Below are 23,402 nucleotides of genomic sequence, written 5' to 3'. Positions count from 1 at the left end.
AGGCCCTTGGCCGCGTGGTACCGCTGGTCGGCGTTGTCCGCGGCGTCGGCCAGTGCCTTTTCGACCGGGCTCGACCCCTTGGTCGGCGTGGTGAGCGAACTCATCGGCACTCCTCCTCCCGGCTCGTGCCTCGGCTTCGATCGTCACACCGGTGCGCCGCGAATGCACGCGGATGCATCGAAGATGCATCGCAAATCATGGTCGAAATCGACGGAAATCAGCGGCAAAAGGTAAGGTCGAGGTGTCATCTGAGTCGGACCTGCATCGGAGGAGAACGTGACCGTGGAGTTCTCGGGCGTGGTCTCCGCCCCGCTCGACGAAGTGTTCGCCTGGCATGGCCTGCCCGGGGCGATGACCCGGCTCACCCCGCCGTGGCAGCCGGTCCGGGTCGGCGCGGAGAGCGACTCCCTGCGTGACGGGACGGCCGAGCTGGTGCTGCCCGGCGGGCTGAAGTGGGCCGCGGCGCACGAGTCCGCCGGCTACCGGCCGCCGCACCAGTTCGTCGACCGGCTCGCCACGCCGGGGCTCTCGGCCGTCCTGCACTGGCGGCACACCCACCGGTTCGAAGCCGACGGCCCCGGCCGCACCGTGCTCACCGACCGTGTGGAGACGCCGGTGCCGGCGGCGGTGCTGCGCTCGATGTTCGCCTACCGGCACCGCCAGCTGGCCGCCGACCTGGCCGCGCAGCGGCGGTACTGGCACGAGCCGCTGACCGTCGCGGTGACGGGCGCCGGCGGTCTGGTGGGCACCGCGCTGACGGCGTTGCTCACCACCGGCGGGCACCGGGTCGTCCGCCTGGTGCGCCGGACCGCGCGCACCCCGGACGAGCGGACGTGGCGGCCGGAGGAACCCGCCGCGGACCTGCTCGCCGGGGTCGACGCGGTGGTGCACCTGGCCGGGGCTTCGGTGGCCGGACGGTTCGACGAGCGTCACCGGCGGGCCGTGCGGGACAGCCGGATCGGCCCGACCCGGAAGCTCGCCGAGCTCGCCGCCCGCACGCCGGACGGCCCGGGGGTGTTCGTCTCGGCGTCCGCGGTCGGCTTCTACGGACCCGAGCGCGGCGACGAGGTGCTGACCGAGGACAGCGAGCGCGGAGACGGCTTCCTCGCCGACGTCGTCGAAGAGTGGGAGGCCGCCGCCGAACCGGCGGCCACGGCGGGGATCCGCGTGGTCCGGGTGCGGACCGGGCTGGTGCTCAGCCCGCGCGGGGGCGTGCTCCGGCTCCAGCGCCCGCTGTTCGCCGCGGGCCTGGGCGGGCCGCTGGGGACCGGCGGCCAGTGGATGCCGTGGATCGGCCTCGACGACCTGACCGACGTCTACCTGCGGGCGGTCACGGATCGGGCGCTCGACGGCGTGGTGAACGCCACCGGCCCCGAACCGGTGCGGAACGCCGAGTACACGCGCACCCTGGGGCAGGTGCTGCACCGCCCGGCGGTCCTGGCCCTGCCGTCGTTCGGCCCGCGGCTGCTGCTCGGCCGCGAAGGGGCGCGCGAACTGGCGTTCGCCGACCAGCGGGTCCGGCCGATGCGGCTGCTCGACGCCGGGCACGAGTTCCGTCACCGCCGGCTCGGCGACGCGCTCGCCCACGTGCTGGGCGCCACGACCGGATCGGACGCACGACCGACCGTGGGAGAGCCGGTATGACCACCCTCCCTCGCCCCGCTCCGCCGCTGGCCCTGGCGGGGTTCGTCGCCGCGGTGGCCGTCGTCGCCACCGTCGGCAGTCTCGCCGCGACGCGGTCCCGCCTCGTCTACTCCGGACTGGCGCAGCCGCCGTGGGCGCCGCCGTCGTGGCTCTTCGGTCCGGTGTGGACGGTGCTCTACCTGGCGATCGCCGTGTCCGGCTGGCTGTTCTGGCGAACCGGGGCGACGCGGCGGGAATTCGGCTGGTACGCGGCCGGACTCGTGCTCAACGCCGCTTGGACGCCGTTGTTCTTCGCCGCGGGCGCCTACACCGTCGCGCTGGTGGAGATCGTCGTGCTCGACGTCGTGATCGTGGCGACCGCGGTCGTCTTCCGGCGCCGCTCGACGGCGGCGGCCGCCCTCCAGCTGCCTTATCTTGCCTGGACGCTCTTCGCGACGGCGCTCAACGCGGCGATCGTCGTCCTGAACTGATCGGAGTTCTTCGTTGCTGCTCGACACCCTGCTCGACCGCACCGTCGTCGTCGGCTACTCCCGCTTCGGCTACGCGCTGCGGCGCCGCACCTGGCCGGCGGACGACCCCGCGCCGGACGCGCTGCGCGGCCGGGTGGCGCTGGTGACCGGGGCCGGCTCGGGCCTCGGCGAAGCGACGGCCGCCGGGCTGGCCCGCCTGGGCGCGGAAGTGGTGCTGGTGGTGCGCAACGTCGAACGCGGGGAGCGGGCGCTGAGCCGCGTCCGCGCGGCGGTCCCGGAGGCGAAGGTCCGGACGGCTCGGTGCGATGTCGCCGATTTCGCTTCGGTGCGCGAGTTCGCGGCGACGGAGCCGCGCGTGGACGTGCTCGTCCACAACGCCGGGGTGCTCCCGCCGCGGCGGGAGGAAAGCGTGGCCGGGCACGAGATCACGTTCGCCACGCACGTGCTCGGACCGCTGCTGCTGACCGAGCTGCTGCGTCCCGCGTTGCGGGCGTCGGCGGACGCCCGGGTGATCTGGGTGTCGTCCGGCGGGATGTACACCCAGAAGCTCGCGGCCGACGACCCGGAGTACCGCGGCGGCCGCTACCGAGGCGCGACCGCGTACGCGCGCACGAAGCGGATGCAGGTGGAGCTCACGCCGACGCTCGCCGAACGCTGGCGTCCGGACGGCATCGCGGTGCACAGCACGCACCCCGGCTGGGCGGACACCCCGGGCCTGGCCGGCTCGCTCCCGTCGTTCCGGCGGCTGGTCGAGCCCGCGCTGCGCACCGCCGAGGAAGGCGCCGACACGGCGGTCTGGCTGGCGGCGACCCGGCCCGGACCGCCGGCCGGCCGGTTCTGGCACGACCGGCGGGACCGGCCCACGCACCTGCTGCCCGGCACGCGACCGGCGCCCGGTGACGCGGAACGGCTGCTGCGGTTCTGCCTGGACGCCATCGGACCCATCGGACGCTGAGCACTGTCGCCGGGGTCAGTGGCCTGGGTCGCGCGGAGCCGGGGCGGAGCTGAACTGGTTCTGCCAGCTGGCCTGGGCCCCCGAGTCGCCGATGCGGTAGATGTCGTAGACCGCCGCACCCGCGGCCACGACAGCGAGGACCGAGAGCACCACGGTCACCGCGGTCGACGCCGGGGCGAGGAACGTGCGACGGGCGGCGGTGTCCGCCGCCTGGGTTCGCAGGCTTTCCCGGCGCCGCCACCACACGACGAGCGCCAGCACGGCCACCGGGATCGCCACCGACAGCGCGGTGTCGCCCAGCTCGGTGTGGGTCCGCACGAGCGGGGTGGAGGCGACGCGGCGTTCCAGCCACTCGCCCGCGTCGGTCGTGATCGGCACGAGGACCACCACGACGACGGACAGGATCGCGTTCGGCCCGGCGAGCTTGCCGCGTGCGGCGGGCCACAGCGCGCTGAGGACCAGCAGCAACGCGGACAGGGGGAGCAGGACGACGATGGCGTGCACGAGCAGCACGTGGGCGGGCAGGCCGTTGACGGTGGTCATGGTGTCCTTTGTGGAGGGTGTGCGGAAGCGGGAATCGGTGAGGTTCAAGGGGCCCGGGCGAGTGCGGCGACCCGGTAACCGGGAGCGCGGCCGGCCACCCAGGCCTCGACGTCGGGCCCGCCGCGCGCGAAGGCGGCCGTGGCGAAGACGTCGGCCCACAGCAGCGTGGGCCCGGTGACCGTGACGGCCAGCAGCTCGCCGGGGTGGGTCCCGGTGTGCGGGTCGACGATGTGCGCGCCCCGGGCGGCCGAGCCGGACGTCGCGACTCCGCCGGTGCGCACGTCGAGGATCGTCAGGAACGCGCTCCGGTCGGCCGGGTCTTCGACCGCGACGTGCCACGGCGGGGCGGTCGTGACGCCGACCCGCGCCGTGATGTCGCCGCCGACGTTGAGGTAGTGGTCGAATCCGGGGAGCGTGCGGAGGCCGTCGGCCGCGCGCTGCGTCGCCCAGCCCTTGACCAGGCCGGACGGGTCGAAACCGCCCGGCGGCCACGCGTCGAAGTACCCGTCGGTGCGGTCGCGCGCCTCTTCGCACAGCTCGACGACTTCGGTGAGCCACGGGTGCCGGCGCTCGCGGGGCAGCGAACCGCGGCGGAGCGCGCTCACCTGGCTGTCGGGCCGGTAGGTGCTGAACAGCTCGTCGGCGGCCCGCAGGTGCCCGAACACCGCGGCCACGGCCGGTTCGACCGCGGGGTCGGAGCCGACGCGCGGGCCGCGCAGGTGGAGGCTGGCCTGGGTGCCCATGACCGGGCGCGTCCAGGATCGGCGCTGCGTGGTGGTCACCCGTGGGCCTGGTCGATCGCCGACTGCAGGGACTGCTGGTAGCCCTCGGAGGTGTAGGTGGCGCCGCTGACGGTGTCGATCTGGGCGCTTTGGGCTTGCAGCGCTTCCTGGTTCAGCGCCGGCACCGCCTCGGAGTTGATCCGGACGTCGCGGCCGCTTTCCTGGGGGTACTCGACGGCCTGGGCGTCGGTGATCTTGCCGCCCGCGACGGTGATCCGCACCTGGACCGGGCCGTAGCGGGTGTCGGCGGCGGCTCCGGTGAACGTCCCGTCGCCGCCCGAAGGCGCGGTGGAGGGGGCACCGGAGGCGGGCGGGCTCGCGGTGCGGGACGGCTGGGTGCGTCCGGTGGCGACCGGCGTCTGGTCGGTGCTCGTGCGGTAGCTGAACAGCAGCACGACGACGGACACGGTCGCCGCGAAGGCGATGGCGATCCTGCGCATCGGAAGTCCTTTCCTACCAGGCGAACCGCTCGGCGTGGACGCGGTCGGCGGGGACACCGGCGCGGCGGGCGCTGTCGAGCACGGCACCGGTCCAGGCGTCGGGGCCGCAGACGTAGACGTCGTGGTCGGCGATGTCGGGCACGAGGTGGCGCAGCACCTGCTCGTCGGGCACGGGGGCGTACCCGGCGGGCAGCCAGGACGTGCGGTCGCGCGAGCGCCGGCCGAGCAGGTGGTGGATCCGGATCCCGCGGCGGGCGGCGAGGTCCGCCAGCTCCCGGCGGAACAGCAGGTCGGCCGGGCGGCCCGCGCGCTGGAACAGCACGGCTTCCCCGGGCTGGTAGGGGAGTTCGTCCAGGAGTGCGCGCAGGGGCGTGATCCCGATACCGGAGGCGAACACCGCGAGCTTCCGTCCTTTTCGGACGGTTCCGGTCAGCCGGCCGTACGGGCCTTCGAACAGCGCGGGCGTGCCGGGCCGCAGGGTGGCGAGCCGGCGGCTGCCCGCGCCGAGGTCCTTCGCCGTGATCCGCAGCCGGTGCCCGTCCGGGGCGGCGGAGAGGGAGAACGGCTTGCCGCGCGTCCAGCCCGGTCCGGCCGCGAACCGCCAGACGAAGAACTGACCCGCCGCCACGGGAAGCCGGTCGAGGTCGCGGCCGCGCAGGTACACCGAAACGACACCCCGGCCTTCGGGCACGACCTGCTCGACGACCAGGCGGTGCCGGACGTTGAGCCACACCGGCCGCCCGACGCGGAACACGAGCACGGCGCCCGCGGCCGACGCGTAGGCGGTCCACCAGAACGCCGTGGTGACCGGGGAGGCGGTGAAGTCGGCGCCGGTCCACAGCTGGTGCGGCAGGGCGAGGCCGGCGCCGAGGTAGGCGTAGAGGTGCAGCAGGTGCCAGGACTCGTAGCGCAGCCGCCGCCGGGCCGCGCGCACCGACGTGACGGCGACCATGGCGAGCGCGGCCGTCCCGGCGGTGGCCAGGAGCATCCCCGGGTACGTCGTCACCAGCGCCCAGGCTTCGGCCAGGACGCCGGCGCGGTCGGTCGCCGCGTAGCCGAGGGTGATGAGCACGAGGTGCGCGGCCAGCAGGGTGATCGAGGTGAACCCGGCGAGCCGGTGCCGCCGAGCCAGCTCGTCCTGGCCGTAGCCGCGTTCGACCCAGGGGATCCGCGCCATGAGCAGCACCTGCAGCAACAGGAGGTCGGCCGACACCAGGCCGGTCAGCCGTCCGGTGGAGGTGAAGAAGTCCGTGCCGAGGTCCTGCAGGCCGCGGCCCGACACCCAGAGCGCGACCACGAACAGCACGCTCAGCCAGGCCGTCAGGCCCGCGGCGTCCCGCCACCACGCGCGCACCGCGGGCCGCGCGACGCGGCGGGTGGCGAGCGTGGCGGACATCGGGCTCCTCGGGGTGATCGCTTCGGATCCACCCTTCCCGAACCCGGTTAGCCGTCGACGTGACGAGGGTGAGAGTTCGGTAAGAGAAGATCCGCGCCGACGGTGAACCCGACCACGGCGCCGCCACCCGGGCGCGGCTCGGCGAACACCGTGCCGCCGTGGGCCAGCGCGATGTCCCGCACGATGGCCAGCCCGAGCCCCGAGCCGGGCAGGCGGCGGGCGCCGTCCGCGCGGTGGAAGCGGTCGAACACGCGGGCCGCGTCGTCGTCGGCGATGCCGGGGCCGCGGTCGAGCACCCGCACGCGGCCGTCCCGTACCTCGACCTCGATCGGGCCGTCGGGCGCGAACTTCACGGCGTTCTCCAGCAGGTTGGCGACCGCGCGTTCCAGCGCCTTCGCCTGCCCGGTCAGCGCCGACGCGCCGGCCTCGACGGTGATGGCGCGCCCCGACCGGCGCCGCACGCGATCGGCGGCGCGCTCGACGAGTTCGCCCAGCTCGACCGGCGTGGCCTCCTCGGCCTCGTAGCGGCGGGTGGCCAGCTCGACGAGCTCGTCGACGAGGTGAGTCAGCTCGCGGGTCTCGCCGTCGACGTCGTCGAGCAGGCGCCCGCGCGATTCGGGGCTCAGCTCGGCGAACCGGCGCAGGACGCTGGCGTTGGTGCGCAGGCTGGTCAACGGCGTCCGCAGCTCGTGGGCGGCGTCCTGGACCAGGCGTTCCTGATCGGCGCGGGCGTCGGCCAGCCGGCCGAGCATGCGATCGAACGAGACCGCGAGGCGCCCGACCTCGTCGCGGCCGCCGGTGGGCACGGAGACGTCGTCGAGGCGGCCGTCGCTGACCTGCTCGGTGACGTCGGTCAGCCGGACCAGCCGCCGGGTGATCTGGCGGGCCAGCAGCCAGCCGGCGAGCGCCGCGACGGCCAGGACCAGGGCGCTGACGGCCTTGATGCGCGCGGCCAGGCCATCCAGCACGTGCCGGGACTCGTCGACGTCGATGGCGAGCTGGACGGCGCCGCGGCCGGGGCCGAGGGCGACGGTGATCACGCGGTAGTCGTCGCGGCCGGCGGTGAGGTTCCAGTAGCGGTGGTCACCGAGCGAGCCGGTCGCGGCCAGCGCCCGGTCGGCGTCGTCGACCCCGAGGTGGACCGCACGGCCGCCGATCGGCCGGGCGGTGCCGTCCGCGGCGATCGCCTGGGCGACCATCGGCTGGGCCTCGTCGTGGTCGTCGTCATCGGGGCCGCGGGTGACCGGGCTCGGCGCCAGGACCTGCGTCGCGCCGGCCGCGACCTCCGCCGACGTCGTGAGCAGCGACCGGTCCAGCTCCGCGTCGATCCGCTCCGAGGCGGCCTGGTAGCTCAGGACGCCGACGAGGATGGCCGCGGCCGCGCCGACGCCGGCGAAGGCGATCGCGAGCTTGCTGCGCAGGTTCATGCCGGCCGCACCGAATAGCCGACGCCGCGCACGGTGTGGATCAGCTCGGTCGCGCCGGCGTGCTCCAGCTTGCGGCGCAGATAGCCGATGTAGACGGCGAGGTTCTTGGAGTCGGAGCCGAACTCGTAGCCCCAGATGCGCTGGTAGATCGTGCTGCGGTCGAGGACGATCCCGGCGTTGCGCACCAGCAGTTCCAGCAGGTCGAACTCGGTCTTGGACAGCGTGATCTCGGTGCCCTGCCACCACACCCGCCGGGCGGCCGGGTCGACGGCGAGCTCGCCGAGCCGCAGGGTGCGCCGGGCCTCCGGCTCGGGCGAGGTGCGGCGCAGCAGGGCCCGCAGCCGGGCGAGGAGCTCGTCGAGCTCGAACGGCTTGGGCAGGTAGTCGTCGGCCCCGGCGTCGAGGCCGGCCACGCGGTCGGGCGTTTCGACGCGGGCGGTGAGCATGAGGATCGGGGTGGGATCGCCTTCGGCGCGCAGCACGCGGCAGACGCCGAGACCGTCGACGCCGGGCATCATCACGTCGAGGATCAGCACGTCGAAGTCGTCGCGCCGGGCGGTGGCGAGCGCGTCGACGCCGTCGGTCACCTCGGTGACGTGGTAGCCCTCGAGGTCGAGGGCCCGGACGAGCGACTCCCGGATGGCGCGGTCGTCGTCGGCGAGCAGGACGCGGTGTGGCATGGCCGCCATGATGCCCGCGCGCGGGCTCCGCGTCCCGCCGGGTTTCGGCAGGACGCTCGACGCGAGCTTCGACGGGCTCAGGCGAGGTCCTGGGGGTGCAGCACGATGCGCCCGTGGCTCTTGCGGTCGGCCAGTGCCTGGTAGGCGTCGCGCACGGCGGTGAGCGGATACGTTGCGGCGATGGGGATGTGCAGGTCGCCGGAAGCGGCGAGGGTGGCCAGTTCGGCCAGCGCCGGGAGGCCGCCGGCGTCGTTCGTTCCGAGGGATTTGACGCCTTTCTCTTTCGCTGCGCGATAGTCGACGACGGTGTCGATGCGGTCTGCCGGAACGCCGAGGGTGAGGGCGAGGTCGAGGTAGCCGCCACCGGCTGTGTCGATGAAGGCGTCGACTCGATCGGTCGTGGCGAGGATCCGTTCCTGTTCGCCGTCGCCGTACCGGACCGGCTCGATGCCGTGGTGGCGGAGCAGGTCGGAATGGGCGTCGCTGGTCAGGCCGATCACCGTCGCTCCGGCGCGGCGTGCGAGCTGGGCGGCGGTGAACCCCACGCCGCCCGATGCGCCCGAGATCACGATGGTCTCGCCGGGCCGGGGTGCGACCGCCCGGATGGCGCCGAGGCCCGCCATCGGGGTGGTGCAGAGCGAGCCGGCCACGTCCCAGGAGAGGGTTTGGGGCTTGCGCACCAGCTGGTCCGCGGGGGTGGCGACGAACGGGGCGTGGGCGTCCCAGCTCTGCAGGCGGCCCAGCACCGCGTCACCGGCGGTGAAGCCGGGCACGTCGGCGCCGACCGTCACGACTGCACCGGCGAGATCGCGGCCCGGCGTGTAGGAACTGCCGTGCAGCGCCGGCAGTGCTCCCGGGTTGAGTGCACCGGCTTCGACCCGCACGAGCACTTCGCCCGGGCCGGCCACGGGCTCGGGGATGTCCGCGAGGTAGATCCCGTCGATGCCGGAAAATCGGTCGTACCGTACAGCTTTCATCGTGTCTCCCGGTTTGCCGGTGATTCGGGTCGGCCGCACGCTCAGGTGCGGCGCAGGAGCGGCAGGAGGATGTCGTCGACGAGGTGCGCGACGAAGGCCGCGTCGCACGGCTCGCCCACGACGACGACGCGATGCACGATCAGCGCCGGTGCGACTTCGGCGAAGAGTGTGGCCGCCCCGGGTGCCAGTGGCTCGGCCCCTGGGTGACCGAGGTTGTCGGTCATCGCGGTCTCGTCCCGACGCAGGATCCGCCGCATCGCCTGGGCGAGCCGCGGGTCGTTGCGCATGCCGGTGAACAGGGCTCCGAGCAGGCCGACGTCCTGTTCGGAGATGCTCCGCGCGAGCCACGTGGTCAGGGCATGCACGTTTGCCCGGAGGCTCTTTCCCCTGGGCGGTGGGGGTTTCGCGGGTCCGCGGCGTTCGACCGCCGCGGCGACCAGCGTCGCTTTGTCGGGGTAGCGGCGGTAGATCGTCGTTTTCGCGGCCCCGGAACGCCCGGCGACGGCTTCCATCGAGAGCTGGTCGTATCCCACCTCGGTCAGCAGTGCCAGGGTCGCGTCGAGAATGGCCAGGTCACGGCTTGAATCCCGCGGCCGTCCCTTCGCCGAGGGCCGAGGCATGCCGCTGGACCCAGGTGTACCCACGCTGCTTCTCACTTCCGCTACGCTACCGTTTCGTATCGAAAATAGCTCGATCCGATCCACCCCGCAAGGCGCGGTTTCCGCGTCAGCCCGAGGTCAGGTGCTTGATCAAGGTGCCGTGGAGGACCGGCTCGGCTCAGCGCTCACGGCAGTCCGGGGCGTCCGGCCGCCGATGAACACGGCGACGGCCGCGCCGGCCAGGCAGACCGCGGACGTGATCAGGAAGATCGCGCGGTATTCGGTCAGCAGCGCCTCGCGGACCGCGCCGAGGTAGTCGGCGAGTGCGTGGTCGTAAGCCGGCGCGGAGGGGAACAGGATCCGGATCGGCGGGTTCAGCGACGCGGTCAACGTGTGGAAGTAGTGCAGGCCGAAGGCGGACACGGCGGCGACGCCGACCAGCATGCCGGTCATCCGCGCGACCACGACCGCGGCCGACGCGACGCCGTGCTGGGCGCGCGGCACAGCACGCAGCGCGACTGCCGACAGCGGGGCGATGACCAGGCCGAGCCCCAGGCCGGCCAGCGCCAGGTCGACGTCGAGGCGTGGCAGCCCCAGGATGGACCTGGCCGCGAGAACGTCGGCGGGCCAGCGGGACATCAGCAGGTAGCCACCGGCCGCGATCAGCATCCCGGCGCCGGCGATCCAGCGTTCGCCGATCCGCGTGGCGAGCAGGCCGCCGAGCAGGGCACCGACCGGCAACGCGACCAGGAACCTCAGGAGGAGCCCGACACTGCCGCCGTCGTCGCGGCCGAGCAAGGTCTGCGCGAAGAGGTCGACGTCGACCAGTGTGATCATCAACGCCGCCCCCGCCGCGACGCTCGTCGCGAGTGCGGTGAGGAACGGCCGCAGTGACACGTTCGCGGTGTCGACGAGCCGGACCTCGGCGCGCGACTCCCACCAGAGGAATGCGACCAGGCCGAGCCCGGCGCCGATCAGGCACGGCACGCCCCACGGCGGCAGTACCTGCTCACGCGGGTTCGGGTTGTCCAGGCCGATGACGAGCAACGCCAGCGTGAGCGCCAGCAGCGCGGCACCGCCGAGGTCGACTCGCGGCCGTACGGCAGGTTTCGTGCCGCGCACGGAAACCTGCACCGCAACGGCGGCCAGCACGGTCAGCGGGACGTTCACCCAGAACACGCCGCGCCAGCCGGTCGCGGCGGCCAGCCCGATCCCGTAGAGCGGCCCGAGCACGCTGCCGAGCTCCTGCGCGGCGCCGACGGTCCCGAGTACGGCGGAGCGGCGGTTGCCCGGCCACAGATCCGCGGCCAGCGCGAGGGTCACCGGGAGCAGCGCGCCCCCGGCGGTCCCCTGGATCACCCGGCCCACGACCAGCACCGGCACCGTGCCGGCCAGCGCGGTGACGACCGACCCGGCGAGGAAACCGCCGAGGCAGGCCTGCAGCAGCAGCTTGCGGCCGAACCGGTCGGAGGCCTGGCCGAGCAGCGGCATCGCGGCCACGTAGCCGAGCAGGTAGCCGGTGATCACCGGCGTGACGATCTCCAGCCGGTTCACCGGAACGCTCAGGTCGTCGATGATCTGCCGCAGCAGGCCGACCACGACGTAGGTGTCCAACGCGCCGAGCAGCACGGCGAGACCACCGGCGCCGACCGCGAGCGCGCGGCCGCCGCGCGAGCCGGTCAGCCCGGTCACGCCGGCGCGGTGACGGTGACCGGCTTGTCCACGTCGGACAGCGTCACGTCGACGCTGGCCCCGCCCTGGTACCCCAGCGAAGCCTTGACCGGCAGGTGGCCGCCGTCCTGGCGGAGCCAGAAGGTGGCGTTCGCATCCGAGGACGCCCCCGGCACGAGGGCGGCCAGCGCGTCCTTCGGCACCGTCCCGGTGACGCGGTACGTCGGCGTGCCGTCGACGTCTTCCTTACCCTCTGTCTTCGGGTTCTGGACCGAGGACAGCACCTTCGGGATGCCGCGCTGCGGGTCGAGGATCGCGGACGGGTCGTAGATCGAGGAGCTCAGCATCGCGGGGATCTGCTGGAACCCGCCGGTGGGCCCCTTGATGTACAGGGAGCCGTTCACGAGGACGAACTGGGCGTCGACGACCTGGCCCATCAGCTCCAGCGTGCCGGTGCCCTTCGCGCCACCGCCGTTGGCCTTGGTCAGGTCACCGTCGAGGCTGTGCACGCTCAGGCCCGGCACGGTGCCGTTGACCTTCAGCGTGAAGTGCGTGCTGGTGACGCCGCCCGCGGCCTGCGCGCTGTCCTTGAGGAGGGCGCCGGCGTCGGGCAGCGACGCGCCGCCGCCGCCGTCGCCGTCGGAGGAGGAGCAGCCGGTGACGATCGCCGCGCTCAGGGCCATCGCCGCGAGCAGGGTACGCCGCAGAATCATGCGCCCACCCTAGATCAGGAGGCACATCCCGGGACAAACCGCCTCGCGATCGTGACGGAGTGACTTCCCGCGTATTCAGGGTTGTCCCGATGGGGTCGGGCCTCCGCGGGAGAACGGCGATGATCTACAAAGGACGCGACGCGGTGGAGGAAGCCCGGCGCGCCTGAGCGGCCCGGTCCGCCCCCTCCCGCTATCTGCTGTCGCCGTCCTACGGGATCGACGCCGGGACCGGCGGGCTCACGCGGGCGATGTCGCCGCTGAGCACCCACGCGCGCCGGCTGGGTGCGAAGCGCGGCGAAAGCAGCCCGTCGTTGATCTCCCGGGTGACCGCCACGCGGTTGTACGCCGTCGCGGGCAGGAACAGCCGGTCGTTCGACTGGCCACCGTCGGACGTGCCTTCCAGGTCCGCCTCGACGGCGTCGACGATGCCGTCGAGGTTGGCCCGCTCGGGACGAACCGGAGCGGTTTCCTTGTGGTCGTCGTTGTTCGGCATCGGGAGGTCCGGACGTCCGGGCTGGTGTTGAGCAGCCGGTCCGGGGCGCGCGGGATGTTCGGGTTGGCGCCGTCGACCGGTGGCTTGTTCTTCACGCCCGACGAGCCCGAGCCCGGCACGATCGACGACCGTGCGCCGATCTTGCCCTTTCGAACGCGCCGGGAGCCCCGCCGGTGAACGGGAGTTCGTAGGCCGGCGGCACCCAGTGACAGCTGGATCGGCACGAGATTCGACACCTTGTCCGGCCAGTGGTCGTTCGTGGACGGCTCGTGCGGCGTCTTGCCGTCGGTGGTGAAGACCGCGCCCGGTCTGTTGTGGGAATCGCCCATCTTCGCGAGGGCCGCGGCGTCCGCGGCGGTGATCGTCCCGAAGGTGGCGTGCCGGTCCGCGCGGCGCCGCGACGTTCGGCACCGTGAGGTCGTGGATCGTGGTGAAGGCCTGGATCCGTCGATCATGGCTGCGTCGAAGGCGTTGCGTGCCGCCGTCCAGGGCCGAGCGGACCGAGTCGACGCCACGATCACGGAGCGCGTCCACAATCCGTCGACACTACGTCAACCGGGGGTAACCGGGTCGCTGGAACGGCCTAGGGCCAAGCGGGATTGTCGACGGATTGTCGACGGCTCGTGTCAGCGTGGTCCCCACAGGGACTGGGGGTTCTGCCTTATGGAAGAGAGACCACCGGCGTTGCGGGTCGTCGTCATCTCACCCGTGCGCATCTACGTCGAAGGCCTGGCGCAGCTGCTCGACGCCGAGCCCGGCATCCGGCTGACCGGGACGGCGGGGGGCGTCGACACCGCCGTGCCGCTGCTGGACCGGCCGGACGTCGACGTGATCCTGCTCGACATGACCGGGGACATGGCCGGCGAGCGTGGGTTGACCGCGCTGCACCGGCTGGCCGGGATCACCGCGGTGCCGTGCGTCGTACTCGGCATCCCGGACCGGCCGGCCGAGGTGATCGCCTGCGCCGAGGCGGGGATCGCCGGTTACGTGACGAACGAGCACGGCTTCGCCGATCTCGTCGGCACGCTCCGCTCGGCCACCAAGGGCGAATTCACCTGCGGGGCGGACATCGCCGCCGGCCTGGTGGGCCGGTTGGCCGTGCTGGCCCGCGATCGCCGTCCCGCGGCGTTGGTGAACCTGACGTCCCGTGAACTGGAGATCGTCGCGTTGATCGAGTCCGGGTACTCGAACAAGGAAATCGCCCGGCTGCTGCAGATCCAGCTCACCACCGCGAAGAACCACGTGCACAACATCCTCGAGAAGCTGGGTGTCCGCGGCCGGGGTCAGGTGATGGCGGCGATCCGCGGCCGGCAGTGGGGCATCGAGACCGCGCCCCCGCCGGTGCGGGTGCTGGCGGAATCCAGCTGATCCGGATCCTTTGCAGACCGAACCCTGATCCCGGGGATTCATGACGGTCGCCGCACCGGCCAGCAGACTCGGTGTCCGAGGTGGTGAACGCCGATGGGTCCGATCCGAGTTCTCATCACACACATGGTCGCGCTCGACTGCGACATCGTGCGGCGGATCGCGGGGGAGCGGACCGACATGACGATCGTGGGCTCCGTGAGCGGGCCCGAGGAGGCAGCCGAAGCGCTGTTCTGCCCCGGGTTCGACGTCCTGTTGCTGTCCGCGTCGCGGCCGGATTCGCTGTGCGGCTATCTCGACCTGATGTGGGACAACCCGCGGCTCGGTGTCGCGGTCGTCGATCCGACCGACCGGCTCGGGGCGGTCCGGGTGTGCCGGATCGTCGAGCGGGCGCGGGGCGCCGGTGCGGGGTGGCCGGAGTACCTGGCGGCCGTGCTCCGGTCGGCCGCCGACCCGGGCTGACAACCAAACGAGGAGGAACGAACATGGCCGTGCGGATCAGGAGCCTGCTCGTGTCCGGCCCGATCTCGGTGCCGCTGAGCACCGGCCGGACCGTGCGCCTGTCCCCGGGACAGGAGTCGGACGAAGTGCCCGACGTCGAGGTCGCCGGCAGCGACAAGGTCGAGAAACTGCGCCGGCGGGGACTCATCGACGTCGAGACGGTCGACGACGCCGCCGCCGAACCGGCGCCGGAGCCGGAGCGCCCGCGTTCCCGGAAACGTCCGGACACCACCGAATGAGCGAGAGGAGACGATCATGCCGACCCTGAGCTATCCGGGTGTCTACGTCCAGGAAGTGCCCGGCGGCGCGAAACCGCTGGACACCGCGAGTACGTCGACGGCCGCGTTCGTCGGGCTGACCGAGCGGGGACCGGACACCGGCCCCACCCTGGTCACCAGCTGGACGGCCTTCCAGCGCACCTACGGCTCGTTCATCGCGGACGGCTTCCTCGCGCACAGCGTGTTCCAGTACTTCAACAACGGCGGCCGGCAGTGCTACATCGTGCGGGTCACCCGCTCCAACGCCACCGTCGCGAGCGTGACGGTGAACAACCGGGCCGCCGCCCCGGTCGCCGGCTTCACCTTCAGCGCCAAGAACAAGGGCGCCTGGGGCAACACCCTGCTGCTGCAGATCGAGGACGGCACGCTGGACCCCGGCAACCTGTTCAAGCTGTCGGTACGCCGCCAGGACAACGCGAGCGTGCTGCCCGATGATCCGCTCGGCATCGTCCCGCTGGAGGTGTTCGACAACCTCAGCATCGACCCTGGCTCGCCGGACTACGTGGCCGCCGTGGTCGGCCGGGGTTCCGCACTGGTCGACGTGCAGGTGCTCCCGGCCAACGCCGCCAGCCTGCAGCACGGCGTGCATCGCGGCGGCGTCAACCCGGTGCTGCCGCTGAACGCCAACCTCAGCTTCCGGATCAATGTGGACGGTGACGGGCTCCAGACCGTGACCCTGCCCACCGCCGCCGGCACGGCGACCGCGCTGAACGACGTCCGCGACGCGATCCAGGCCGCGGTGCGGTTGCTGGTCAAGAAGAAGACGTCCACCGACCCGGCGGCGTTCACCGCCTTCGCGTGCACGGTGGAGACCGTCGGCGCGCAGTCCCGGCTCGTGCTGCAGTCCGGCACCGGCACGGCCGCGTCCTCGGTGGCGGTGCAGCCCGCCGCGGCGAACGACGCGTCCATCCAGCTCAAGCTCGGTGACGGCGGCGGTGGCCGGTCGGAGAGCGGCAACGCCGTGCAACGGCCCGCCAACGCCACCGCGATCCAGGTCGGTGACGCGGCCGTGGCCGCACCGGTCACCGCGGCGGTGGCCGGATCCGACGGCACGACCGCGATCAGCGAGACGAGCTTCAGCAACGCTTTCCCGCTGCTGGACCGCGTGACCGACTTCAGCCTGCTCGCGGTGCCGGGGGAGAGCACCCCGGCGATGGCCGATCTCGGCATGGCCTACGCCGCCAACCGGCCGCTGCAGGACGTCTTCTACCTCGGTGAGACCGGTTCGCACGACGACACCGTCGCCGAGGCGACCGCGTTCCGCAACCAGCTCACCACGGCGAACTCCTACGGGGCGGTGTACTTCCCCTGGGTCAAGGCACTCGACCCGACCGGCCAGTCCCGGGACCCGATCCTGCTGCCGCCCTCCGGTCACGTCGCGGGCCTCTACGCCCGGATCGACGCGGCTCGCGGCGTGTGGAAGGCGCCGGCCGGCACCGAGGCGAGCCTCAACGGCGTCGTCGGCCTGGCCGTGGAACTGTCCGATGTGGACCACGGGAACCTGAACCCGAAGGGTATCGACGTCATCCGCCGGTTCCCCGGCGCGGGTGTGGTGGCGTTCGGCGCCCGCACCATCTCGTCGGATCCGTCGTGGCGCTACGTTCCGGTCCGCCGCACCGCCATCATGCTGCGGGTCAGCATCTACAACGGTATCCAGTTCGCCGTCTTCGAGCCGAACGACGAACCGCTGTGGGCGCAGCTGCGGCTGGCCGTCGGGTCCTTCATGACCGGCCTGTTCCGCCAGGGTGCCTTCCAGGGCGCGACGCCGGCCCAGGCCTTCTTCGTGAAGTGCGACGCGGAAACCACGACGCAGGCCGACATCGACGCGGGCGTGGTCAACGTGCTGGTGGGCTTCGCGCCGCTGAAGCCGGCCGAGTTCGTCGTGGTCAGGATCAGCCAGCAGGCGGGCTTGGCCTCCGGATAGTGCTGCGGCGCAACGAAAGGAGTAGGGCCAGATGGCCAAGTTCACAGTCAACACCACACGGTTGGACCCCTACCAGGGTTTCCGGTTCAAGATCAAGGTGGACGGCCAGTACGTGGCCGCCCTGAACAAGTGTGGCGCCCTGAAGAAAACCACCGAGGTCACGCCGTGGTACGAGGGCGGCGACGCCAGCGGTCCGCACCAGATCCCCGGCAAGACGAAGTACGACGCGATCGTCATGGAGGCGGGTGTCACCCACGACACCACCTTCGAGGACTGGGCCAACAAGGTGAACAACTTCCAGGGCGACGCCGCGACGTCGCTGGCCACGTTCCGCAAGGACATCACCATCGAGGTCTACAACCTCGGCGGCCAGAAGGTGCTGGCGTACAACGTCTACCGCGCCTGGGTGTCGGAGTACCAGGCGCTGCCCCAGCTGGACGCCGGTGGCAACGCGGTGCTGATCAGCACGGTCAAGCTGGAGAACGAGGGCTGGGTTCGGGACACCTCCGTGACCGAGGTCAAGGAGAACTGATGAACCTGTTGCCGGGCGGCTACCGGGACGCCGGCGGGGTGCTGCACCGCGAGTTCGAGCTGGCGCCGCTCACCGGTCGCGAGGAGGAGCTGCTGGCCCACCGGTCGGCGGCACCCACCGCGGCGCTGGTGACCGACGTGCTCAGCCGCTGTGTCGCCCGGCTCGGTGCGATCAGCCCGGTGACCCAGGACGTCACCCGGCACCTGCTCGTCGCCGACCGGCTCTACCTGCTGCTCCGGTTGCGGCAGGCCACGTTCGGCGATGTCGTGCGGGCCGCCCTGACCTGCCCGTGGGCGGAGTGCGGCGAACAGATGTCCGTCGACTTCTCGATCGCCGACGTGCCGGTCGACGAGCAGCCGGACCGCGCGCCGCAGTACGCGATGACGCTGTCCGGCGGCACGGAGGTCGCGTTCCGGCTGCCGACCGGCGCCGACCAGGAACTGCTGTCCGAGCGGCTCGCGGCCAACGAGGCCGAGGCGCTGACCGCGCTGCTGTCCCGGTGCGTCCTGCGAATCGGGGACCGCCCGCCGGACCCCGACCGCGTGGCGGCTTTGCCGGCCGCCGCCCGGCTGGAGATCGAGGACCGGATGCGGGAGCTGGCGCCGAAGGTCGAGCAGACCCTCGCCGCGCGCTGCGCCGAGTGCGGCCGGACGTTCGTGGCGCCGTTCGACGTCCACCGGTTCTTCTTCGGCGAGCTGCGCACCGACGCGACCGTGCTCTACCAGGAAGTGCACTACCTGGCCTACCACTACCACTGGAGCGAGAGCGAGATCATGGCGATGACCCGCGACAAGCGGCACACGTACATCGACGTGCTCGCCGACACGATCGAGGTGCTCAACAGTGGCGCCTGACGGTTACCTGCGCGGTGTGCTGGCCGACGGAGCGCGGCCGTTCGGATTCCGGGCCGGCGTCCGCGAACTGCTCGGCGCGGCCGACGACAACGGCGTGCGGGTCGCCTTTCCCCCACGCCCGCCACGCGGTGGCTTCCGGTACGTGCGGCAGCACCCCCCGGCCGCGCCGGGTCCTGCCGAGTGGGACGACGGGTCGTACTGGCTGGCGGAGACGGACGACTTCGAGCTCACACCGGCACCGGTCCCGGTGGACGTTTCGGACGCGACCGAACGCCGGTCCGATCACCTGAGGCGCGTCGTCGAACCGCAGGCCACTGCGCACGCGGCGGAACCGGTGCGGCCGGGGACGGCCGCGACTGTCGTCGAGCCGGTGCCCCGGCCGGTCGGCGCGAGAGTGGCGGAGGTGTCACCGGCCGACGCCGCCGCGCCGGAACGGTCAGCCGCCGCGCCTCTCTCCTCGCCGCTGACCGCCTTGCCTGCTACTCCGTCGGCGAAGAGCCAGGGGGCACCGGGGATGTCCGCGCCGGCTTCCGGCTTTCCGCGGCCGACGTCGAACCCGCCGGCCGAGCGGCCCGGGCCCCTCGGGCTCGCCGGACGGCCGGACGCGCCGGCCGTCCGGCCGGAACCCGCGGTGGCCGCGACGGCGACGACCGTCGGTTCGGCGCGGCCTGCCGCCCTGTCCGGCCCGGAACGGCCCACCGAGACCCCGCGACCCGCGCCGGTGACCGGTCGCACCCCGGCCGCGCCCCGGCCGATCCGCACGCTGCGCGCAGCAGCACCGGCGGTGCGCCCGGAGCGGAAGCCGGACCACGGGCTGGGCGCCGTCCAGTCCGTGGTGGCCTCCAACCGGCCGCCGCACCGGCAGACCCCGAAGCCGGACGGCACCGTCGTGGAGACGCCGCCGGTCGTCGCGCAGCCGCCGGCGCCGCCGCGGATCGTCGTGGTGCACGCGCCCGACGAAGCCGTGGCCGTCCCGGCGTTCTGGGAGCGCCGGAACCTCGGCCGCCTGACGAACCGGATCGTGCGATGAGCGCGGGCACGGCGATCGGCATGGTCAGCGCGTCGCTGCGCAACCTGCTGGTCGGCGAGATGCGGCTGAACCCCGCGCCGGACGTGACGATCCTGGCGCCCGACGAGGCGAGCACGACCAGGCGGGTCAACCTGTTCCTCTACAAGCTCGCCGAGAACCAGTTCCTGAAGAACCAGGACTTCACCGTCAAGGCCGGCAGCCCGAACCAGCTGGTGCCGGCGCCGCTGTCGGTCAACCTGTTCTACTTGCTCACGCCCTACGCGCCGAACGACCCGCTGGAGGGCAACGCCACCGCGCACCAGATCCTCGGCGAGGCGATGCGGGTGTTCCACGAGAACCCGGTCGTCCCCGCGATCTACCTCGATCCCGGACTCGCCGACGCCAGGGAACACCTGCAGATCGCCAGTGACCTGCTCGACCCCGAGGAGCTGCGCGGCATCTGGACCACGTTCTCCCAGCCGTTCCGGCTGTCGGTGATGTACCAGGTGTCCACCGTCCAGCTCGACCGGCTGCCCGCCGCGCAGCGCCCGCTGGCCAACCGCGTGCGCACGGTGGGCGTGCCGGAGATCAGGGCGCCGCTGGACCTGCCCGTGATCACCGGCATGACGCCGGCCGCGGGCCCGGCGGGCACCGTCGTCACGTTCACCGGTGCGCACCTGGCCGGCTGGCGGGGCATGGTCTCGGTCGGCGACCGGACCGTGCTGCCCGACCAGCCCCTGACCGCCGACTCCTTCACCGCCGTGGTGCCCGCGCTGAGCGCCGGCTTCTACGAGCTGCGGGTGGACGTCGCCCGGCTGGCCCGGCGCACGTTCCTGTTCGAGGTGACCCCATGACGGCCTACCGCGACCCCGTCGAGCACCTGGCCGACGAGCTCCGCCGGCTGGATCTGCTGATCGGCGCGCGTCTGACGTCGCTGTCGCTGCACAACGAGGAGTTCCCCGAAACCCAGCCGGCGCGGGCGGTCTACATCACCCGGGACGAGGTCGACTGGCTGCTGGCCGACGGCCGGGACGGCATGCCGCCGATCGAGAGTGTCGCGCTGAAGCAGCTGTCCCTCGAGATCGACGCGAGGATCGAGGCCGGCGACGACCTGCCGCTGGTCGCGCTCGGCCGCCTGTTCGGGCTGTCCGCCGTCGAGCTCGGTGCCGTGGTCGTCTGCCTGGCCCCGGAGCTGCGCCACAAATACGATCGCGTGTACGCCTACCTGCAGGACGACATCACCCGCCGTCGCCCCAGCGTCGACCTGATCCTGAAGCTTCTGTGCGACGGCGAACCGCGGCGGTGGGCGGCCACCGGCCTGTTCACCGCGACGGCACCGCTGCTGCGGTACGGCATCCTGCGTCCGGTCGACGACCCGCAGAGCCCGTCCGGCTCCTCCGATCTGGCCCGGTTCCTGGTGCTGGACCCGCACATCCGCCAGTTCCTGCTGGGCGCCACCGGCCTGGACCCGCGCCTGGCCGGCCACGCCCGGATCCACCGGCTGTCCGACGCCGACGCCGACACGGCGGACCCGGTGGCCGACCGCCTGGTCCGGCTCTCGCCACGGATGTGCTACCTGCACGGCCCGGCCGGTGCCGGCAAGCTCGACCTGGCGGCCCGGGCGAGCCTCCGGATGGGCCTGCCGCTGCTCAGCCTGAACGCCGCGACCCTGCCCGAGCAGGACGCCGCCGAGCTGATCCGGCTGACGTTCCGCGACGCCCTGCTGCACGACGCGGCCGTGCACATCGCCGACCTGGCGCCGGCGCACGAGCCCGCGCTGCGCTCGGCCGTCGAGGACCACCCCCGGCCGGTCTTCCTCACCGGCGAGCCGGAATGGACCGGCACGCTGGACGTCCACCCGATCGCCGTGCCCCTGCCCGACGTCGACCGTGCCGTCGAGCTCTGGAACCGGCACCTGACCCCGCACACCGAGGCCGCCGCCGAGTGGGCGGCCGAGCTCGCCGGCCGCTACCGCCTGCCGCCGGCCCGCATCCGGGCCGCCGTCCGCCTGGCCGACGACCTGCGGCTGGCGCAGCCGCGGCCGCGCGCCCTGACGCTCGCCGACGTCGCGGCCGCCTGCCGGCAGCAGTCCGCGCGGACCCTGGGTGGGGCCGCGGTCAAGGCGACCTGCCGGGCCGGCTGGGACGACCTCGTCCTGCCGGCCGACCGCGTCGGCCGGCTGCGCGACATCCGCGACCAGGTCGTGCACCGGCAGCGGGTGCTGACCGACTGGGGCTTCGGTGCGAAACTCAGCCGTGGCACCGGCCTGACCGTGCTGTTCAGCGGCGGGCCGGGCACCGGCAAGACGATGGCCGCCGAGGTGCTGGCCGGCGACCTGGACCTCGATCTGTACACAGTGGACCTGGCCGGGGTGGTCAGCAAGTACATCGGCGAGACCGAACGCAACCTGGCCCGGATCTTCGAGGCGGCGGCGAGCGCCAACGCCGTCCTGTTCTTCGACGAGGCCGACGCGTTGTTCGGCAAGCGCACCGAGGTGAGCGACGCGCACGACCGGTACGCCAACATCGAGACCAGCTATCTGCTGCAGCGCATCGAAGAGTACGAGGGGATCGTCGTGCTCGCGACCAACCTCCGGCAGAACATGGACGACGCGTTCCTGCGGCGCATCCGGTTCGTCGTCGAGTTCCCGTTCCCGGAGGCCGAGGACCGGCGCCGCATCTGGCAGGCGGTGATCCCGCCCGGCGCGCCACTGGCGCCGGACGTCGACTTCGCCGACCTGGCCGCGCGGTTCGCGGTCACGGGCGCGAACATCCGGAACATCGCGGTGAACGCGGCGTTCCTGGCCGCCGCCGACGGCGGCGTGATCCATCGGTCGCACATCCTGCGCGGCGTGCAAGGCGAGTTCGCGAAGATCGGCAAGTTGTGGCCCGATCTTCCGGTCCGGACGGGGGAGTCATGAGCGACGGTTTTCCGAACAAGCCCAAGATCCTCCGGGGCGCCTTCGTCGAGTTCGGCCTGAGCGTGCCACCGCTGGTCGTCGTGTTCCAGTTCAACCCGGTGCAGCTGACCCGCAGCCGCGCGCTCACGTTCGCCTTCCCCGGCGTGCCCGGTCCGACGCCGACCGGTACGGCGCCGGCCGCCGTACCGCAACGCAGTCTCCGGCAGGCCCGCGCCGAATTCGGCGACCTGCTGGAACTGCAGAAGCAGCAGCTGGTCGCGGTGCAGGACCAGACGATCGCGTTCGACATCCGGTTGGACGCCACCGACAAGCTCGACGCCCGGGACGGCATCACCGAGCAGTTCGGCATCGGACCGCAGATCTCCACGCTGGAGCTGATGGTGGCGCCCAAGGACGAGAGCCTGCTGGGCGGCGCGGTCGGTGCGCTGCTGGGGAAGTCGAAGGGGTTCAGCTTCGCCAGGAGCCCGAACCCGCCGATGATCCTGTTCGTCTTCGGCCGCAAGCGGGTGCTGCCGGTGAACATCACCACGATGGGCATCACCGAGACCGAGTTCAGCGCCGATCTCAACCCGATCCGCGCGACCGTGTCGGTGAACCTGACGGTCATCGAAGGCAAGAACCTGCCTTTCCTGTACTCGAAGTCGATGCTGGAGGCGATGTCCGTGCTGAACGTGGCCAACGCCGCCGACGCCGCCAACGTCGTGGTCCCGGGGTGATGTGACGTGTTCGGCAAGCTTTCCCGGTACCGGCTGGTGCCCGACATCGCCGTCGTCGACGCGCGCGGTCGGGTCGTGGCCGCGAAGGACTTCCGGCCGCTGCCCGAGGTGACCGGCACGTTCACGCACACGGTGGACAGCGGCGACCGCCTCGACCAGCTCGCGTTCACCTTCTACGGCCAGCCGTCGCAGTACTGGCACGTGTGCGACGCGAACCCGGACTTCCTGTCCCCGCTCGCCCTGCTGGGCCAGGAACCCCTGGTCACCACGCGGTTCCCGGTGACGGCCGCCGGCACGCCCCCGTGGGCGGCGCTGCGGGCGGCGCTGTCGGGGACCGTCGGCGTCGACGCGGTGATCGTGACGGGCGACACCATCGAGGTCACGTACAACCGGACCGACCTCGACGTGACCGCCGTGATCGACGTGATCAAGGCGGCCGGCTTCGCCGTCGGCTTCCCGGCCGACAGCGGCCGGCTGGGCCGGCAGATCGTCATCCCGCCGGCGGTGAGCTGA

The 23,402-nt window shown here is 72.6% G+C and carries 25 protein-coding genes; 14 read left to right on the top strand and 11 right to left on the bottom strand.

Annotated elements, in window-relative coordinates; all coding sequences use genetic code 11:
• Nucleotides 1-276 precede the first annotated feature (276 nt).
• The 3 genes from ABZ342_RS25850 to ABZ342_RS25840 are packed head-to-tail and all read left to right on the top strand — an operon-like array spanning nucleotide 277 to nucleotide 3,069.
• Complete coding sequence (locus ABZ342_RS25850; RefSeq protein WP_360477786.1) at nucleotides 277-1,644, top strand: TIGR01777 family oxidoreductase; 1,368 nt, start codon at nucleotides 277-279, stop codon at nucleotides 1,642-1,644.
• Complete coding sequence (locus ABZ342_RS25845) at nucleotides 1,641-2,114, top strand: TspO/MBR family protein (RefSeq protein ID WP_360477783.1); 474 nt, start codon at nucleotides 1,641-1,643, stop codon at nucleotides 2,112-2,114. The genes ABZ342_RS25850 and ABZ342_RS25845 overlap by 4 nt, the downstream gene beginning before the upstream one ends.
• A gap of 13 nt (nucleotides 2,115-2,127) precedes the next feature.
• On the top strand, nucleotides 2,128-3,069 hold the full coding sequence (locus ABZ342_RS25840) for an SDR family NAD(P)-dependent oxidoreductase (RefSeq protein ID WP_360477780.1): 942 nt from the start codon (nucleotides 2,128-2,130) through the stop codon (nucleotides 3,067-3,069).
• A gap of 15 nt (nucleotides 3,070-3,084) precedes the next feature.
• On the opposite strand, the gene ABZ342_RS25835 is transcribed toward ABZ342_RS25840, so the two are convergent.
• The 11 genes from ABZ342_RS25835 to ABZ342_RS25785 form a co-directional block, all read right to left on the bottom strand.
• Complete coding sequence (locus tag ABZ342_RS25835; RefSeq protein WP_360477777.1) at nucleotides 3,085-3,612, bottom strand: hypothetical protein; 528 nt, start codon at nucleotides 3,610-3,612, stop codon at nucleotides 3,085-3,087.
• 44 nt (nucleotides 3,613-3,656) lie between these two features.
• Nucleotides 3,657-4,394, bottom strand: a complete 738-nt coding sequence (locus tag ABZ342_RS25830; protein WP_360477774.1) for an FAD:protein FMN transferase — start codon at nucleotides 4,392-4,394, stop codon at nucleotides 3,657-3,659.
• Entirely contained in the window at nucleotides 4,391-4,834 is a 444-nt protein-coding gene (locus ABZ342_RS25825; RefSeq protein ID WP_360477771.1) for an FMN-binding protein, read from the bottom strand. Before ABZ342_RS25825 ends, ABZ342_RS25830 begins: the two co-directional genes overlap by 4 nt.
• Before the next feature lie 13 nt (nucleotides 4,835-4,847).
• Complete coding sequence (locus ABZ342_RS25820) at nucleotides 4,848-6,230, bottom strand: ferredoxin reductase family protein (protein ID WP_360477768.1); 1,383 nt, start codon at nucleotides 6,228-6,230, stop codon at nucleotides 4,848-4,850.
• A 47-nt stretch (nucleotides 6,231-6,277) separates the two neighbouring features.
• Nucleotides 6,278-7,657, bottom strand: a complete 1,380-nt coding sequence (locus ABZ342_RS25815; protein WP_360477765.1) for an ATP-binding protein — start codon at nucleotides 7,655-7,657, stop codon at nucleotides 6,278-6,280.
• A complete protein-coding gene (locus tag ABZ342_RS25810; RefSeq protein ID WP_360477762.1) occupies nucleotides 7,654-8,346 on the bottom strand; it encodes a response regulator transcription factor in 693 nt (230 codons plus the stop codon). Before ABZ342_RS25810 ends, ABZ342_RS25815 begins: the two co-directional genes overlap by 4 nt.
• A 68-nt stretch (nucleotides 8,347-8,414) precedes the next feature.
• Nucleotides 8,415-9,314, bottom strand: a complete 900-nt coding sequence (locus ABZ342_RS25805) for an NADP-dependent oxidoreductase (protein ID WP_360477759.1) — start codon at nucleotides 9,312-9,314, stop codon at nucleotides 8,415-8,417.
• A 41-nt stretch (nucleotides 9,315-9,355) separates the two neighbouring features.
• Entirely contained in the window at nucleotides 9,356-9,934 is a 579-nt protein-coding gene (locus tag ABZ342_RS25800) for a TetR/AcrR family transcriptional regulator (protein ID WP_360477756.1), read from the bottom strand.
• A gap of 129 nt (nucleotides 9,935-10,063) precedes the next feature.
• Nucleotides 10,064-11,605: an MFS transporter gene (locus tag ABZ342_RS25795; RefSeq protein ID WP_360477753.1), complete on the bottom strand. Its 1,542-nt coding sequence runs from the start codon at nucleotides 11,603-11,605 to the stop codon at nucleotides 10,064-10,066.
• Nucleotides 11,602-12,297, bottom strand: a complete 696-nt coding sequence (locus tag ABZ342_RS25790; RefSeq protein WP_360477750.1) for an LppX_LprAFG lipoprotein — start codon at nucleotides 12,295-12,297, stop codon at nucleotides 11,602-11,604. Before ABZ342_RS25790 ends, ABZ342_RS25795 begins: the two co-directional genes overlap by 4 nt.
• A gap of 208 nt (nucleotides 12,298-12,505) precedes the next feature.
• Complete coding sequence (locus ABZ342_RS25785; RefSeq protein WP_360477747.1) at nucleotides 12,506-12,790, bottom strand: hypothetical protein; 285 nt, start codon at nucleotides 12,788-12,790, stop codon at nucleotides 12,506-12,508.
• Nucleotides 12,791-13,453: 663 nt separating this feature from the next.
• Here ABZ342_RS25785 and ABZ342_RS25780 point away from each other — a divergent pair.
• From ABZ342_RS25780 to ABZ342_RS25730, 11 genes are all read left to right on the top strand, one after another.
• A complete protein-coding gene (locus ABZ342_RS25780; RefSeq protein WP_360477744.1) occupies nucleotides 13,454-14,158 on the top strand; it encodes a response regulator transcription factor in 705 nt (234 codons plus the stop codon).
• A gap of 123 nt (nucleotides 14,159-14,281) precedes the next feature.
• Complete coding sequence (locus tag ABZ342_RS25775) at nucleotides 14,282-14,617, top strand: hypothetical protein (protein WP_360477741.1); 336 nt, start codon at nucleotides 14,282-14,284, stop codon at nucleotides 14,615-14,617.
• Nucleotides 14,618-14,640: 23 nt separating this feature from the next.
• Nucleotides 14,641-14,895 carry a hypothetical protein gene (locus tag ABZ342_RS25770; protein ID WP_360477738.1) on the top strand — a complete coding sequence of 85 codons (255 nt, stop codon included), beginning with the start codon at nucleotides 14,641-14,643 and terminating at the stop codon, nucleotides 14,893-14,895.
• A gap of 16 nt (nucleotides 14,896-14,911) precedes the next feature.
• Nucleotides 14,912-16,858: a phage tail sheath subtilisin-like domain-containing protein gene (locus ABZ342_RS25765; RefSeq protein ID WP_360477735.1), complete on the top strand. Its 1,947-nt coding sequence runs from the start codon at nucleotides 14,912-14,914 to the stop codon at nucleotides 16,856-16,858.
• Nucleotides 16,859-16,889: 31 nt separating this feature from the next.
• On the top strand, nucleotides 16,890-17,390 hold the full coding sequence (locus tag ABZ342_RS25760; protein ID WP_360477732.1) for a phage tail protein: 501 nt from the start codon (nucleotides 16,890-16,892) through the stop codon (nucleotides 17,388-17,390).
• Nucleotides 17,390-18,244 (top strand): hypothetical protein, encoded by an 855-nt coding sequence (locus ABZ342_RS25755; RefSeq protein WP_360477729.1) that lies wholly within the window; start codon nucleotides 17,390-17,392, stop codon nucleotides 18,242-18,244. The genes ABZ342_RS25760 and ABZ342_RS25755 overlap by 1 nt, the downstream gene beginning before the upstream one ends.
• Entirely contained in the window at nucleotides 18,234-19,274 is a 1,041-nt protein-coding gene (locus ABZ342_RS25750) for a hypothetical protein (RefSeq protein WP_360477726.1), read from the top strand. The genes ABZ342_RS25755 and ABZ342_RS25750 overlap by 11 nt, the downstream gene beginning before the upstream one ends.
• Nucleotides 19,271-20,107: a DUF4255 domain-containing protein gene (locus tag ABZ342_RS25745; protein WP_360477723.1), complete on the top strand. Its 837-nt coding sequence runs from the start codon at nucleotides 19,271-19,273 to the stop codon at nucleotides 20,105-20,107. The genes ABZ342_RS25750 and ABZ342_RS25745 overlap by 4 nt, the downstream gene beginning before the upstream one ends.
• Nucleotides 20,104-22,173, top strand: coding sequence for an ATP-binding protein (locus tag ABZ342_RS25740; RefSeq protein WP_360477720.1), 2,070 nt, complete (start codon nucleotides 20,104-20,106; stop codon nucleotides 22,171-22,173). Before ABZ342_RS25745 ends, ABZ342_RS25740 begins: the two co-directional genes overlap by 4 nt.
• Entirely contained in the window at nucleotides 22,170-22,889 is a 720-nt protein-coding gene (locus ABZ342_RS25735) for a hypothetical protein (RefSeq protein WP_155542781.1), read from the top strand. The genes ABZ342_RS25740 and ABZ342_RS25735 overlap by 4 nt, the downstream gene beginning before the upstream one ends.
• 6 nt (nucleotides 22,890-22,895) lie before the next feature.
• Nucleotides 22,896-23,402, top strand: a complete 507-nt coding sequence (locus ABZ342_RS25730) for a hypothetical protein (protein ID WP_360477717.1) — start codon at nucleotides 22,896-22,898, stop codon at nucleotides 23,400-23,402.

It is taken from the genome of Amycolatopsis sp. NPDC005961, assembly GCF_040629235.1.
GTDB classification, from domain to species: Bacteria; Actinomycetota; Actinomycetes; order Mycobacteriales; family Pseudonocardiaceae; genus Amycolatopsis; species Amycolatopsis camponoti.
The sequence above is the reverse complement of the archived record's forward strand: the minus strand, read 5'-3'. Positions and strand labels throughout refer to the sequence as shown.

Excerpts from the sequence above, each read along its gene's own strand:
- ABZ342_RS25845 (WP_360477783.1), top strand. The coding sequence starts at position 1,641 with ATGACCACCCTCCCTCGCCCCGCTCCGCCGCTGGCCCTGGCGGGGTTC.
- ABZ342_RS25835 (WP_360477777.1), bottom strand. The coding sequence starts at position 3,612 with ATGACCACCGTCAACGGCCTGCCCGCCCACGTGCTGCTCGTGCACGCC.
- ABZ342_RS25825 (WP_360477771.1), bottom strand. The coding sequence starts at position 4,834 with ATGCGCAGGATCGCCATCGCCTTCGCGGCGACCGTGTCCGTCGTCGTG.
- ABZ342_RS25820 (WP_360477768.1), bottom strand. The coding sequence starts at position 6,230 with ATGTCCGCCACGCTCGCCACCCGCCGCGTCGCGCGGCCCGCGGTGCGC.
- ABZ342_RS25815 (WP_360477765.1), bottom strand. The coding sequence starts at position 7,657 with ATGAACCTGCGCAGCAAGCTCGCGATCGCCTTCGCCGGCGTCGGCGCG.
- ABZ342_RS25810 (WP_360477762.1), bottom strand. The coding sequence starts at position 8,346 with ATGGCGGCCATGCCACACCGCGTCCTGCTCGCCGACGACGACCGCGCC.
- ABZ342_RS25805 (WP_360477759.1), bottom strand. The coding sequence starts at position 9,314 with ATGAAAGCTGTACGGTACGACCGATTTTCCGGCATCGACGGGATCTAC.
- ABZ342_RS25800 (WP_360477756.1), bottom strand. The coding sequence starts at position 9,934 with ATGCCTCGGCCCTCGGCGAAGGGACGGCCGCGGGATTCAAGCCGTGAC.
- ABZ342_RS25790 (WP_360477750.1), bottom strand. The coding sequence starts at position 12,297 with ATGATTCTGCGGCGTACCCTGCTCGCGGCGATGGCCCTGAGCGCGGCG.
- ABZ342_RS25785 (WP_360477747.1), bottom strand. The coding sequence starts at position 12,790 with ATGCCGAACAACGACGACCACAAGGAAACCGCTCCGGTTCGTCCCGAG.
- ABZ342_RS25780 (WP_360477744.1), top strand. The coding sequence starts at position 13,454 with ATGGAAGAGAGACCACCGGCGTTGCGGGTCGTCGTCATCTCACCCGTG.
- ABZ342_RS25775 (WP_360477741.1), top strand. The coding sequence starts at position 14,282 with ATGGTCGCGCTCGACTGCGACATCGTGCGGCGGATCGCGGGGGAGCGG.
- ABZ342_RS25770 (WP_360477738.1), top strand. The coding sequence starts at position 14,641 with ATGGCCGTGCGGATCAGGAGCCTGCTCGTGTCCGGCCCGATCTCGGTG.
- ABZ342_RS25765 (WP_360477735.1), top strand. The coding sequence starts at position 14,912 with ATGCCGACCCTGAGCTATCCGGGTGTCTACGTCCAGGAAGTGCCCGGC.
- ABZ342_RS25760 (WP_360477732.1), top strand. The coding sequence starts at position 16,890 with ATGGCCAAGTTCACAGTCAACACCACACGGTTGGACCCCTACCAGGGT.
- ABZ342_RS25755 (WP_360477729.1), top strand. The coding sequence starts at position 17,390 with ATGAACCTGTTGCCGGGCGGCTACCGGGACGCCGGCGGGGTGCTGCAC.
- ABZ342_RS25745 (WP_360477723.1), top strand. The coding sequence starts at position 19,271 with ATGAGCGCGGGCACGGCGATCGGCATGGTCAGCGCGTCGCTGCGCAAC.
- ABZ342_RS25740 (WP_360477720.1), top strand. The coding sequence starts at position 20,104 with ATGACGGCCTACCGCGACCCCGTCGAGCACCTGGCCGACGAGCTCCGC.
- ABZ342_RS25735 (WP_155542781.1), top strand. The coding sequence starts at position 22,170 with ATGAGCGACGGTTTTCCGAACAAGCCCAAGATCCTCCGGGGCGCCTTC.